The organism is Geovibrio thiophilus, assembly GCF_004087915.1.
Classification (GTDB): Bacteria; Chrysiogenota; Deferribacteres; order Deferribacterales; family Geovibrionaceae; genus Geovibrio; species Geovibrio thiophilus.
In genome coordinates, this window is sequence record NZ_CP035108.1 from 1,083,005 (window position 1) to 1,094,877 (window position 11,873).

Sequence of the window (11,873 nt, forward strand, 5' to 3'; positions counted from 1 at the left end):
TAGGAGGAAGATGTGCCTAGATCATTGAAAAAAGGACCGTTTATAGATGACCATCTTATGAAGAAGGTCACTGCTGCTAAAGAAACAGGTGATAAGAAAGTTATCAAAACCTGGTCAAGAAGAAGCACAGTGTCGCCTGACATGATAGGTGTCACTCTCGCGGTTCATAACGGAAATAAATTCATCCCCGTCTATGTGACAGAAAACATGGTCGGACACAAGCTCGGCGAGTTCGCACTTACGAGAACTTTCAAAGGGCACAAAAAGGATGATAAAAAGGTCAAGGGTAGATAAATGGAAGCAGTAGCACGTGCAAGATTCGTAAGATTAGTTCCCAGAAAAGCACGCCCCGTTGCCGACCTCGTAAGAGGCAAAAAAGTCGACGAGGCTCTTGCTATGCTGAAGTTCACGCCCAAAAAGGCTGCTGAGTATATCTACAAAACGATAAAATCCGCTGCCGCCAATGCCGAGGAAAATCAGGACTACAGAGACGTGAGCAAGCTCTACGTCAAAGAGATCAGGATTGATGAAGGCCCGGCGTGGAAAAGGTACACTCCCAGAGCACATGGCAGGGCCTCTCTTATTCGTAAGAAGACAAGCCACATTACTGTCGTGCTTTCGGATTAACGGAGGTTTTAGTGGGACACAAAGTTCACCCTTACGGGTATAGATTAGGTGTTAACAAGCCTTGGATTTCAGTATGGTATGCCGGAAAGAAGGAGTACAGAACTAACCTTCTTGAAGACATCAAAATACGCGAATTCCTTAAAAAAAGGCTTTTCCAAGCCGGCATAGCGGGAATCGGCATTGAGCGCATGGGCGCCAGAGTGCGCGTTACCCTCAATACCAGCAGACCGGGCATCGTTATCGGCAAAAAGGGTGCCGAGATCGAAAAGCTTAAAGTTGAGCTTAAAAAAATAACAAAAGCTGAGGTTCTTCTTGTGATCCGTGAGATCAAGAAACCTGAGATAAACGCCCAGCTCGTCGCTGAGAACATTGCTATGCAGCTTCAGAGACGTATAGCCTTCAGAAGAGCGATGAAAAAAGCGGTTCTTCAGGCTATGAAATCCGGCGCACTCGGCATCAAGGTTGCGTGCAGCGGACGTCTTGCAGGCGCCGACATGGCAAGAACTGAGTGGTACATCAAAGGCAGAGTGCCCCTTCAGACTCTCAGAGCCGACATTGACTACGGCACGACTGAAGCTCTTACAACTTACGGTATAACCGGCATTAAAGTGTGGGTTTTCACCGGTGAAATAGTTGAAGAGAGAAACAGGGCAGCAGCAGGAGTTGAGTAAATGTTGATGCCGAAGAGAATGAAATACAGAAAACAGTTCAAGGGACGCAATGAAGGCAAGGCGAACAAAGGTCACAAAGTGGCTTTCGGCGATTTCGGCATTCAGTCTCTTGATAATGGACGCATAACAAGCCGTCAGATCGAAGCCGCAAGGATCGCGATCAACAGGTATGTTAAAAGAGGCGGTACGGTGACTATCCGTATCTTCCCTCATAAACCCGTTACCAAAAAGCCCCTCGAAGTCAGACAGGGTAAAGGTAAAGGTGCGGTGGAATACTATGTTGCCGAAGTTAAAAACGGCACCGTACTCTACGAGATAGCCGGCGTTACGGAAGAGCAGGCGAGAGAAGCCTTCAGGCTCGCAGCCCATAAACTTCCCGTAAAATGCAAGTTCGTATTCAGGGAAACGGAGGCGGCAGAATGAGCGAATTCAAAGATATGAACGTGAAAGATCTCGTTGAAAAAGAGCGCCAGCTTCGTGAAGATCTTTTCAGAACCCGCTTCAAACTTGCGACAGGCGACCTTGAAGATACTTCTGGCATCAATAAGATGAAGAAGGACATCGCAAGGATCAAAACCGTTCTCAGCCAGCGTATGGCTGAAAGCGCAGAGCAGTAAGAGGTCTGTAATGAGCGAAAAAGCAGCTAGAAAAGTCAGAAGAGGAGTTGTGGTAAGCGACAAAATGGATAAAACCGTTGTCGTGAAGGTTGAAAACCTTAAGCTTCACAGCAGATACCACAAGTTCGTTAAACAGAGTAAAAAGTTCAAGGCTCATGATGAGGCGAACGAATGCAGGATAGGCGACACTGTCGAAATCTCTGAAACACGTCCCCTCAGCAAGGATAAGTGCTGGATGGTTAAGCGCATTATCGAGCGTTCCCTTGAAGTTATATCAGAGTAAGAGGTTACAGTAATGATACAGGTTGAATCACGTCTCAGAGTAGCCGACAACTCCGGAGCCAAAGAGCTTCTTTGCATCAAGGTTCTCGGCGGCTCAAAGATAAGATACGGCTATGTGGGCGACATCATTGTTGCCAGCGTGAAGGAAGCTTCTCCGGACGGAAACGTTAAAAAGGGCACAGTTGTAAAGGCAGTTATAGTCCGCACAGCTAAAGAGAGCCGCCGTAAAGACGGAACTTACATCAAGTTTGATGATAATGCAGCCGTACTTCTTAACAAAAACAATCTGGAGCCCATAGCTACAAGGGTATTCGGACCGGTTTCTAGGGATCTCAGAGGTAAAGGGTTCCTTAAAATCTGCTCCATGGCTCCCGAAGTGCTTTAAGGAGACGAAAATATGCAGGCAAAGTATAAAATTAAAAAAGACGACACCGTAATCGTCACTACCGGAAAGGATAAGGGCAAAATCGCCAAGATTCTTAAGGTTGACAGGAAGAACGGCAAGGTTATCCTTGAGAACACAAACGTTGTCAAGAGGCACACCAAGCCCGGTCCCCTGAATCCTGAAGGCGGAATCGTTGAGAAAGAGATGCCGGTAGACATATCTAACGTTATGTACTACAGCCAGAAAAGCAAAAAAGGCACAAGACTCGGCGTTAAAACTCTTGAAAACGGTAAAAAAGCCCGCTTCGCCAAGTGCGACGGTGAAGTCATCGATAAGGATTAACAATGGCAGAGCTTAAAGAAAAATACCTTAAGGACGTTGTTCCTGCCCTCATGAAAAAGTTCTCTTATACGAACGTCATGCAGGTGCCCAAGATTGAGAAAATAGTTCTCAATATGGGTCTCGGCGAAGCTGTTACGAACTCCAAGGTTGTTGACAATGCTCTTAGCGACATGACTATCATCGCTGGGCAGAAACCTGTCGTAACAAGAGCCAAAAAATCCATAGCCGCCTTCAAACTCAGAGAGGGGATGCCCATCGGGTGCAAAGTGACTCTCAGAGGAGACACGGCTTATGATTTTTTTCAGAGACTCACCAGAATTGCCCTCGCAAGGGTGAGAGACTTTAAAGGCGTAAGCGCGAAATCCTTTGACGGACGCGGCAACTACGCCATGGGTCTTAAAGAGCAGATCGTTTTTCCCGAGATAGAGTTCGATAAAATCGACAAAACCAGAGGGATGGACATCATCATCACTACGACGGCTAACACCGACGAAGAAGCAAGAGAACTGCTGCGTGCGCTCGGTATGCCCTTCGAGGAGGCTGACAGTGGCAACTAAGGCTAAATATAACCATGCCTTTACGAAGAAAAAGTTTAAAGTCAGGGAATACAACCGCTGCCCTATTTGCGGCCGTCCTAAGGCTTTCCTGAGAAGATTTAACATGTGCAGGATCTGCTTCAGAAAATTTGCTCTGAAAGGCGAGATTCCCGGCGTAAGAAAATCCAGCTGGTAGGAGATTAAGAATGAGCATGACTGATCCGATTGCTGATATGCTTGCCAGACTGCGCAACGCTTATATGGTTAAGAAATCTGAAGTGGTAATCCCTCACTCCAAAATTAAAGAGGCGATTGTTGAAAACTTCAGAGGTGAAGGATACGTGAAAAGCTACCGCGTAGTATCCGAAGAAAACCTTAAAAAAATCGTTGTGTATCTGAAATACACCGATGGCGGCGAGTCCGTTATCAGGGGACTCAAAAGAGTGAGCAAGCCCGGCAGAAGAGTGTATGTTAACAACAAAAACCTTAAACCTGTTCTCGGCGGTCTCGGTAATGGAATAATTTCCACTTCCGAAGGCGTTAAAACAGTTAAGCAGTGCATTTTGGATAAAGTTGGCGGAGAATATATCTGCCAAATTTGGTAAGGGAGCGCGTAAATGTCAAGGATAGGCAAGAAACCTATTGAAATACCTGCAGGAGTGAAGGTCACTCTCGACGGCAATGTGTGCTGCGTTGAAGGTCCCAAAGGGAAGCTTGAACACGCGGTGCACGCCAACACCGAGGTTGCGGTCGAAGCAAACACAATCACAGTTAGCAGGAAAGACGAATCTAAGCTGTCCCGTTCTGTACACGGCCTTACTCGTACGCTGGTTGCCAACATGGTAGACGGCGTTACAAAAGGCTTCGAAAAGAAGCTTGAGATACACGGCGTAGGTTACAGAGCGGCCATTAAAGGAAAGGACCTCGACCTCTCTTTAGGGTTTTCTCACCCCGTTGTTGTTACCCCCCCCGAAGGCATAGAGTTTGCCATGGAAGGTAACACAGGCATAGTTGTCAGGGGCGTAGACAAACAGCTTGTAGGTCAAACTGCCGCTAACATCAGAAAAATCAGGCAGCCCGAGCCTTACAAAGGTAAGGGTATCAGATACTCCGGCGAGAAGATAATCAGAAAAGCCGGCAAAACTGGTAAGAGATAAAGGAGCGTTATAGTGAGCATAATTAATAAAAAGGCTACTATAAGAAGGAAGCACGCAAGAGTGCGCAAAAAAGTGTCAGGCACACCCTGCGCTCCCAGACTTGCGGTTAACAAATCAAACAGATTCATATACGCTCAGATAATAGACGATACTACCGGCAACACTCTTGTTGCCGCCAGTTCGCTTGAAAAAGTTCTCAAAGAGAAATTCAAAGGCGTACTTAATATTGAAGCTGCAAAGGAAGTCGGTAAGGCTATCGGCGAGCGTGCTAAGGAAAAAGGCATAGAAAAGGTGGTTTTCGACAGGGGCGGATTTCTCTATCACGGTAGAATAAAAGCTCTTGCAGATGCGGCTCGCGAAGCCGGCCTTGAGTTCTAGGAGGTTTGCTTTGAATAACAACGAGAGTCAACTTGTAGATAAAGTTGTTCATATAGGCAGAGTTACAAAAGTTGTCAAGGGCGGACGCATCTTCAAATTCACCGCGACTGTTGTCGTGGGCGACTATGCAGGTCATGTCGGTATTGGTTACGGCAAGGCAAGAGAAGTGCCGGACGCGATCAAGAAAGCCCTTGAGTATGCAAAGAAGAACCTCATTGAGGTTCCCGTGGTCAACGGAACTATACCCCATGCAACTGTGGGTAAATATGTTTCCACCGAAATCATAATGAAACCCGCGGCGCCCGGTACAGGTATCATCGCAGGAAGCGTTACACGCGCCCTCCTTGAGCTTGCCGGAGTGCAGAACATTCTTTGCAAAAGCACGCGCAGCAGAAACCCTTACAACTCGCTTTTCGCGATACTTGACGGTTTCAGCAAAATGCGCACCCTTAACGAAGTTGCACAGGTTAGGGGCAAAAAGATTGAAGAAATCATAGCCAAACCGGGAGAATAGACTGATGGAACTTCATGATCTCAGGCCTGCCGAAGGCGCCAGAAAGAAGAGAAAAAGACTCGGCCGCGGTTCAGCAAGCGGTCAGGGTACCACTGCCGGCAAGGGTACAAAGGGACAGAAAGCGCGTTCAGGCGGGGGCACAAGACCCGGATTTGAAGGCGGTCAGATGCCCCTTACCAGAAGACTCCCTAAAAGAGGCTTCAACAACGCCCGTTTTGCCACAGTTTATGAGATCGTTAACCTTGAAGATATAAACAACCGCTTTAACGACGGCGAAGAGGTCAATGTTCTTACTCTTAAAGAGAAAGGGCTTGTCCGCGGCAATAAAGACGGCATCAAGGTTCTCGGTGACGGAGAACTCAGCAAAAAACTTAAGTTTGATGTTGAAAAAGTATCCGCTGCTGCTGCTGAGAAAATCAAAGCGGCAGGCGGAGAAGTAGTTACTCCGGAGTAATAAGGTATGTTGAAGAAATTCGAGGATATTTTCTCGATACCGGAGCTGAGGAAAAGGATTCTTTATACGCTTCTTTTCCTCTTCATATACAGGATCGGCGCTCATGTGCCGACTCCCGGTATTGACGGCGGCGCACTCAGTGAGTTTTTTGCTCAACAGTCCGGAAACCTTCTCGGTTTCTTCGACATGTTCACCGGGGGCGCCCTGTCAAAGCTTACGGTATTCGGTCTCGGTATTATGCCTTATATATCCGCTGCTATTATACTTGAGCTCCTTACGGTTGCGGTTCCGCACCTTTCGGAGCTCAAAAAGCAGGGTAATGAGGGCAGGGAAAAAATCACAAAATATACCCGCTACGGCACGGTTTTGATCAGTGCCGTTCAGGGTATGGGTATCTCTATCGGTCTTGAAAGCATGACCTCCCCCGGCGGAGTTCATGTGGTAATGTTCCCCGGCTGGGGCTTCAGACTGGTTACCATGATTACTCTCACAACAGGTACTATCTTCCTGATGTGGCTCGGTGAAAAAATTACCGAACGCGGACTCGGAAACGGTATTTCCGTTCTGATCTTCGCAGGTATCGTGGCATCTTTTCCGTCAGCTATCAGCAGAACATTTACCCTTGTTCAGTCAGGTGAGCTCCAGATAATTACGCTTATCGTTGTTATTGCCATCATACTTGCTGTCACGGCAGCGATTGTTTTTATGGAAACCTCCCAGCGGCGTCTGCCTATTCAGCACGTCAAAAGGGTTGCGGCAGGACCTCAGCACGGAAATGTGAACAGTTCATATCTTCCTCTCAAGCTGAACCCCGCGGGCGTTATCCCCATAATCTTCGCCATGTCGATTCTGGCTGTTCCCAGTACGCTTGCCACTTTTTCCACAAACGAAATAGTGCAGAAAATAAGCTTCTGGTTCACTCCCAGCTCGGCTATGTATTATGTCTTCTCGCTTGTGATGATCATCTTCTTTACTTACTTCTACACTTCGATCATCTTCAACCCGACCGACATAGCGGAAAATATCAACAAAGGCGGCGGAGTGATCCCCGGTAAAAGACCCGGTGAACACACTGCGGCATTTATAGATTATGTACTTTCGAGGCTGACCTTCGTAGGCGCTGTTTATCTTTCGGCTGTTGCTCTTCTGCCGCAGCTTTTCATATCAGGATTCAATGTTCCTTTCTATTTCGGCGGAACAAGCCTTCTGATCGTGATTGGCGTGGGTATGGACGTAATCAGCAAGATAGAAACGCATCTTGTGTCACACAACTATGACGGTTTTCTTAAAAAGGGCAGAATAAAAGGGAGAAGTCTCATATGATAAATATGATATTTCTCGGACCTCCCGGAGCAGGAAAAGGAACTCAGTCTGCATATATTATCCGTGACTACGGTCTGGTGCAGATTTCCACCGGTGACCTTCTCCGTCAGGCAGTGAAGGATCAGACACCACTCGGCAAAGAGGCAAAGATGTATATGGACGCAGGACAGCTTGTGCCTGACGCCCTTATAATCGGTCTTATGAAGGACAGGCTTGCCTCTCCCGACTGCGCAGAGGGCGTGATCTTTGACGGCTTCCCCAGAACCATAGCGCAGGCGGAAGCGCTTGATTCTATGCTTAAAAACGATCTCAAAACTGAGATCACCCAGATAATCAGCCTCAATGTGGCGGATGAACTTCTTGTGGAGAGAGCTGTAGGCAGAAGAAGCTGCCCCAAAGACGGCAAAGTCTACCACATTAAGTACAATCCTCCTAAAGTGGGCGGAGTATGCGACCTTTGCGGCGGCACGCTCACTCACAGAGATGACGACAGGGAAGAGACGATTAAAAACCGCCTTAAGGTTTACCACGAAACCACTTCACTTCTTAAAGGCTATTACGCTGACAGCGGAAGGTTTTATGAAGTTGACGGTGAAGGAAATCCCGACGGCGTTTATGAAAAGATAAAAGGAATACTTGGTTAATGGTTTTCCTCAAGTCACAGAAAGAGATAGAGCTTATGAGAATACCCTGCGGAATCGTATGGGAGGTTCTCGATAAGCTCTCCTCATTCATCAAGCCCGGTATCTCAACAAAAGATATTGACAAGTTTGCTGAAAATATAATAAACTCTCGGTCTGCCTTTCCGTCCTTTAAGGGTTATCACGGGTATCCGGCAAGTGTCTGCGCTTCGGTTAACGAGGTGGTAGTACACGGGATACCGTCTGAGAGAACTCTGAAAGAGGGCGATATTATTACGGTAGATGTAGGCGCATTCAAAGAAGGTTTCCATGGTGACGCAGCGAGAACTTACCCTGTGGGTCAGATCTCCGAAGAAGCCGCAAGGCTGATCCGTGTTACTGAGGAATCTTTTTTTAATGGGATAGAAAATGCACGGGTCGGAAACAGGCTTTCCGATATATCCAGCGCAGTTCAGCAGACCGTTGAAAAAAACGGTTTTGCTGTCGTGAGAGACTTTTTCGGTCACGGTATAGGGCGAAGCATGCATGAAGAGCCCACCATACCGAACTTTGGTCGCCCCGGAAGGGGACTCAGGCTGAAGGAAGGTATGGTTATAGCCGTTGAGCCGATGGTCACAGCCGGTTCTTATGAAACCAAAACCCTCTCTGATGGCTGGACTGCTGTCACCGCGGACAGCAGTTTGGCGGCACATTACGAAAATACCGTTGCGATAACGGGAAAGGGACCGGAGATACTTACAATAGGGAGCGTATGAGCAAAAAGGACGATGTAATCGAGATTGTCGGTACAGTCGTTGAGGCGTTGCCCAATGCTATGTTCAAAGTTGAGCTGGAAAACAAGCATGTTATCCTTGCTCACCTTTCCGGGAAAATGAGGATGCATTTCATCCGAATACTGCCCGGAGACAAAGTAACCGTAGAGTTATCCCCGTATGACCTTTCAAGAGGCAGGATAACCTACCGTCACAAGAAGTAACGGGGTGCAGAAATGAAGGTCAGGGCAAGTGTGAAGCCTATTTGCAGTAAATGCAAAATTGTAAAAAGAAAAGGTGTCGTAAGGGTGATATGTGAAAACCCCAGACACAAACAGAGACAGGGCTAAGGAGGATTTCAAGTGGCACGTATAGCTGGTGTTGATATTCCCAACAACAAAAAAGTTGAAATCGGACTTACTCATATATATGGCGTAGGCCGTCATTTAGCCATGTCCATACTTAAGGAGACTAATATATCGCTTGAGAAAAGAATCGGTGACCTCACGGAAACCGAAATATCTGAAATCAGGCTTTATATTGAAGCCAACCTCAAGGTTGAGGGCGATCTCAGAAAAGACATCGCGCTTAACGTTAAAAGGCTCATGGAAATCAACTGTTACAGAGGACAGAGGCACAAGATGCACCTCCCCTGCCGCGGTCAGAAAACCAGAAGCAACGCAAGAACCAGAAGGGGTCTTGCGGGCAAACGCGGTATCAAGAGGAAGTAGAGGGTAGTTCGAAATGGCAAAAGCTAAAAAAACAGCTAAAAAACGCGACAGGAAAAATGTACCTAAAGGCGTCGCGCATATAAACTCAACCTTCAACAATACAATCGTTTCCTTTACCGACATGGGCGGTAATGTCATCTGCTGGTCTGCCGGCGGATGCAACGGTTTTAAAAACTCAAGGAAATCCACTCCTTTCGCCGCTCAGCTTTCCGCTGAGGCCGCTGCTAAAAAAGCAATGGAAAACGGCATGAGAGAAGTGGAGGTCAACGTTAAGGGACCCGGCTCCGGACGCGAAAGCGCCATCAGAGCGATTCAGGCTGCGGGAATCAAGATTACTCTCATCAGAGACGTAACCCCTGTTCCGCACAACGGATGCAGACCCCGTAAAAAGAGAAGAGTATAAGGTTGGAGGTTCAAATTGGCTAGGTATACAGGCGCAGTTTGCAAGCTCTGCAGGCGTGAAGGTACAAAACTTTACCTCAAAGGCGAGCGTTGCTATAAAGATAAATGCGGTATTGAGAAAAAAGCGTACCCTCCCGGCCAGCACGGTCAGCTCAGGAAAAAACTCAGCGACTACGGTCAGCAGCTTAGGGAAAAACAGAAAGTTAAAAGATTTTACGGTATCCTTGAAGCACAGTTCCGCCTTTACTTTGAAAAGGCAGCCAGAATGCAGGGCATTACCGGTGAAAATCTTCTTTCACTTCTTGAAAGAAGGCTGGATAACGTAGTCTACAGAGCAGGTTTTGCAGGAAGCCGCAAGGAAGCCAGACAGATGGTTCGCCATGCTCATTTCCTTGTAAACGGACGCAAGGTCAACATCCCCTCTTTCATAGTTAAAGCGGGTGAGGTTATCGAAGTTAGAGAAAAATCAGGCGATCACGTACGTGTGAAAGAGTGTCTTGACACTGCTGAAGGAAGAGGAATACCCGAGTGGCTGACTCTTGACAAAGACGGCAAGAAAACTCAGGTCGTTAGACTCCCTGAAAGGACTGATATAAACTACGAGATTCACGAACACCTTATAGTGGAACTGTACTCTAAGTAGTAAGTAGCTTAATGTAACCGGAGGACATCCGTATGATCATCATGAACTTTCATGAAATAATAAAGCCCAGGAAAATCGAGCCTGTAGGCGAAGTTACATCCAAATACGGAAAGTACGTAGCTGAACCCTATGAGAAAGGTTTCGGTATCACCGTGGGAAATGCTCTTCGCAGGGTGATGCTTTCCTCCATCGAAGGCACTGCTGTGGTGGGCGTTAAGATCGAGGGCGTTACCAACGAGTTCAGTACACTTCCGGGTGTTTACGAAGATATAGTTGACATAATTCTCAACCTTAAAGCGCTTGATCTTAAACTCGGCGTGCATGAGCAGAGAAGATTCTACATCAGGAAAAAAGGCGAAGGCCCTGTTACCTCCGGTGACATAAGAGGCGAAGGCCAGCTTGAAGTGCTTAATCCTGAGCAGATCATCTGCACCCTGACCGATTCTGATACTGAGCTCTACATGGAGCTTCTCATTCAGAGAGGTCTTGGTTATGTTCCCGCTGAAGAATTTGAAAAGGATATAGACGAAGTTGACATGATTCCCGTTGACGCGATTTTCTCGCCCATCAAAAGGGTAAACTACTTTGTCGAAAACGCGCGTGTCGGTCAGAGTACCGACTATGACAAGCTCATCATAGAAGTAGAGACAGACGGCTCCATCACTCCCGAGGACGCGATAGCTTTCGCCGCCAAGATAGTGAAGGATCATATGAACCTCTTCATCAACTTTGAAGAGCCCGAGGTTGAAGATTCCGATGTCGATGAATCCAGCAAGAACGATCAGCTTTTTGATCTTCTTGATAAGAGCATTGAGGAGCTTGAACTCTCCGTCAGGGCTTATAACTGCCTGAAGAATGCCAACATCAAAACACTGGCTGAACTTTGCAGGAAGACGGACAGCGAAATGCTCAAAACTAAAAACTTCGGCCGCAAATCCCTTGAGGAGATCAAAAAAGTTCTCCACGAACTCGGTCTCGGACTGGGAATGGATCTTGAGGCTATAGGTTATGTGAATTCAGATTCGGAGGATGAATAGATGCGTCATAGAAAAAGCGGCAAAAAACTCGGCAGGCCGACGGCGCACAGATTCTCCATGCTCAGAAGTATGGCAGGTTTCCTGATTGAGCACGGCAGAATTGAGACAACCGTAACAAGAGCAAAAGCTCTCCGTTCGTTTGTCGAGCCCCTGATAACTTTCGGCAAGGTCGGCGACCTTTCAGCGAGAAGACTCGTGCTGAGAAGGCTCCCCAACAAAAAGGTAGTCAATCTCCTTTTTGATGAAGTGGCTCCGAAATTTAAAGAACGCCCCGGCGGTTACACCAGAATAGTCAAAACCGGCTATCGCAAAGGCGATCAGGCGGATATGGCGATTATCGAGCTTGTTAAAGAGTAAGATATATAAGGCGGTTCATTTGAG

25 protein-coding genes are annotated in these 11,873 nt (G+C 47.2%); all 25 read left to right on the plus strand.

Annotated elements, in window-relative coordinates; all coding sequences use genetic code 11:
• The first annotated feature begins 12 nt into the window (after nucleotides 1-12).
• The 25 genes from rpsS to rplQ are packed head-to-tail and all read left to right on the plus strand — an operon-like array spanning nucleotide 13 to nucleotide 11,849.
• Nucleotides 13-294: a 30S ribosomal protein S19 gene (gene rpsS, locus EP073_RS05020; protein WP_128466068.1), complete on the plus strand. Its 282-nt coding sequence runs from the start codon at nucleotides 13-15 to the stop codon at nucleotides 292-294.
• Entirely contained in the window at nucleotides 295-627 is a 333-nt protein-coding gene (rplV, locus tag EP073_RS05025) for a 50S ribosomal protein L22 (RefSeq protein ID WP_128466069.1), read from the plus strand.
• 11 nt (nucleotides 628-638) lie between these two features.
• A complete protein-coding gene (gene rpsC, locus EP073_RS05030) occupies nucleotides 639-1,298 on the plus strand; it encodes a 30S ribosomal protein S3 (protein ID WP_128466070.1) in 660 nt (219 codons plus the stop codon).
• A complete protein-coding gene (gene rplP / locus EP073_RS05035) occupies nucleotides 1,299-1,721 on the plus strand; it encodes a 50S ribosomal protein L16 (RefSeq protein WP_128466071.1) in 423 nt (140 codons plus the stop codon).
• Nucleotides 1,718-1,915 carry a 50S ribosomal protein L29 gene (rpmC, locus tag EP073_RS05040; RefSeq protein ID WP_128466072.1) on the plus strand — a complete coding sequence of 66 codons (198 nt, stop codon included), beginning with the start codon at nucleotides 1,718-1,720 and terminating at the stop codon, nucleotides 1,913-1,915. Before rplP ends, rpmC begins: the two co-directional genes overlap by 4 nt.
• Nucleotides 1,916-1,925: 10 nt before the next feature.
• Complete coding sequence (gene rpsQ / locus EP073_RS05045) at nucleotides 1,926-2,198, plus strand: 30S ribosomal protein S17 (protein WP_128466073.1); 273 nt, start codon at nucleotides 1,926-1,928, stop codon at nucleotides 2,196-2,198.
• 12 nt (nucleotides 2,199-2,210) lie between these two features.
• Nucleotides 2,211-2,582 (plus strand): 50S ribosomal protein L14, encoded by a 372-nt coding sequence (gene rplN, locus EP073_RS05050; protein WP_128466074.1) that lies wholly within the window; start codon nucleotides 2,211-2,213, stop codon nucleotides 2,580-2,582.
• A gap of 12 nt (nucleotides 2,583-2,594) precedes the next feature.
• The gene (gene rplX / locus EP073_RS05055; RefSeq protein WP_128466075.1) at nucleotides 2,595-2,924 is read left to right on the plus strand and encodes a 50S ribosomal protein L24; all 330 of its coding nucleotides are present in this window, start codon (nucleotides 2,595-2,597) and stop codon (nucleotides 2,922-2,924) included.
• 2 nt (nucleotides 2,925-2,926) lie between these two features.
• Complete coding sequence (rplE, locus tag EP073_RS05060; RefSeq protein ID WP_128466076.1) at nucleotides 2,927-3,481, plus strand: 50S ribosomal protein L5; 555 nt, start codon at nucleotides 2,927-2,929, stop codon at nucleotides 3,479-3,481.
• Nucleotides 3,471-3,656 (plus strand): type Z 30S ribosomal protein S14, encoded by a 186-nt coding sequence (locus EP073_RS05065; protein WP_128466077.1) that lies wholly within the window; start codon nucleotides 3,471-3,473, stop codon nucleotides 3,654-3,656. Before rplE ends, EP073_RS05065 begins: the two co-directional genes overlap by 11 nt.
• A 10-nt stretch (nucleotides 3,657-3,666) precedes the next feature.
• The gene (gene rpsH / locus EP073_RS05070; RefSeq protein WP_128466078.1) at nucleotides 3,667-4,065 is read left to right on the plus strand and encodes a 30S ribosomal protein S8; all 399 of its coding nucleotides are present in this window, start codon (nucleotides 3,667-3,669) and stop codon (nucleotides 4,063-4,065) included.
• Between the two features lie 12 nt (nucleotides 4,066-4,077).
• Nucleotides 4,078-4,617 carry a 50S ribosomal protein L6 gene (gene rplF, locus EP073_RS05075; RefSeq protein ID WP_128466079.1) on the plus strand — a complete coding sequence of 180 codons (540 nt, stop codon included), beginning with the start codon at nucleotides 4,078-4,080 and terminating at the stop codon, nucleotides 4,615-4,617.
• Between the two features lie 9 nt (nucleotides 4,618-4,626).
• Nucleotides 4,627-4,995, plus strand: a complete 369-nt coding sequence (gene rplR, locus EP073_RS05080; protein ID WP_128466080.1) for a 50S ribosomal protein L18 — start codon at nucleotides 4,627-4,629, stop codon at nucleotides 4,993-4,995.
• Nucleotides 4,964-5,509: a 30S ribosomal protein S5 gene (gene rpsE / locus EP073_RS05085; protein WP_128466081.1), complete on the plus strand. Its 546-nt coding sequence runs from the start codon at nucleotides 4,964-4,966 to the stop codon at nucleotides 5,507-5,509. The genes rplR and rpsE overlap by 32 nt, the downstream gene beginning before the upstream one ends.
• Before the next feature lie 4 nt (nucleotides 5,510-5,513).
• A complete protein-coding gene (gene rplO, locus EP073_RS05090) occupies nucleotides 5,514-5,963 on the plus strand; it encodes a 50S ribosomal protein L15 (protein WP_128466082.1) in 450 nt (149 codons plus the stop codon).
• 6 nt (nucleotides 5,964-5,969) lie between these two features.
• Entirely contained in the window at nucleotides 5,970-7,286 is a 1,317-nt protein-coding gene (gene secY, locus EP073_RS05095) for a preprotein translocase subunit SecY (RefSeq protein WP_128466083.1), read from the plus strand.
• On the plus strand, nucleotides 7,283-7,930 hold the full coding sequence (locus tag EP073_RS05100) for an adenylate kinase (protein WP_128466084.1): 648 nt from the start codon (nucleotides 7,283-7,285) through the stop codon (nucleotides 7,928-7,930). Before secY ends, EP073_RS05100 begins: the two co-directional genes overlap by 4 nt.
• A complete protein-coding gene (map, locus tag EP073_RS05105; RefSeq protein WP_128466085.1) occupies nucleotides 7,930-8,682 on the plus strand; it encodes a type I methionyl aminopeptidase in 753 nt (250 codons plus the stop codon). Before EP073_RS05100 ends, map begins: the two co-directional genes overlap by 1 nt.
• Nucleotides 8,679-8,903, plus strand: a complete 225-nt coding sequence (gene infA / locus EP073_RS05110; RefSeq protein WP_128466086.1) for a translation initiation factor IF-1 — start codon at nucleotides 8,679-8,681, stop codon at nucleotides 8,901-8,903. The genes map and infA overlap by 4 nt, the downstream gene beginning before the upstream one ends.
• 12 nt (nucleotides 8,904-8,915) lie before the next feature.
• Nucleotides 8,916-9,029 carry a 50S ribosomal protein L36 gene (gene rpmJ, locus EP073_RS05115; protein ID WP_128466087.1) on the plus strand — a complete coding sequence of 38 codons (114 nt, stop codon included), beginning with the start codon at nucleotides 8,916-8,918 and terminating at the stop codon, nucleotides 9,027-9,029.
• A gap of 12 nt (nucleotides 9,030-9,041) precedes the next feature.
• Complete coding sequence (gene rpsM, locus EP073_RS05120) at nucleotides 9,042-9,410, plus strand: 30S ribosomal protein S13 (protein ID WP_128466088.1); 369 nt, start codon at nucleotides 9,042-9,044, stop codon at nucleotides 9,408-9,410.
• 13 nt (nucleotides 9,411-9,423) lie between these two features.
• Complete coding sequence (gene rpsK, locus EP073_RS05125; protein WP_128466089.1) at nucleotides 9,424-9,813, plus strand: 30S ribosomal protein S11; 390 nt, start codon at nucleotides 9,424-9,426, stop codon at nucleotides 9,811-9,813.
• 15 nt (nucleotides 9,814-9,828) lie between these two features.
• Complete coding sequence (gene rpsD / locus EP073_RS05130; protein ID WP_128466090.1) at nucleotides 9,829-10,455, plus strand: 30S ribosomal protein S4; 627 nt, start codon at nucleotides 9,829-9,831, stop codon at nucleotides 10,453-10,455.
• A 32-nt stretch (nucleotides 10,456-10,487) separates the two neighbouring features.
• Complete coding sequence (locus EP073_RS05135; RefSeq protein ID WP_128466091.1) at nucleotides 10,488-11,492, plus strand: DNA-directed RNA polymerase subunit alpha; 1,005 nt, start codon at nucleotides 10,488-10,490, stop codon at nucleotides 11,490-11,492.
• A complete protein-coding gene (gene rplQ / locus EP073_RS05140) occupies nucleotides 11,493-11,849 on the plus strand; it encodes a 50S ribosomal protein L17 (protein WP_128466092.1) in 357 nt (118 codons plus the stop codon).
• Nucleotides 11,850-11,873 lie beyond the last annotated feature (24 nt).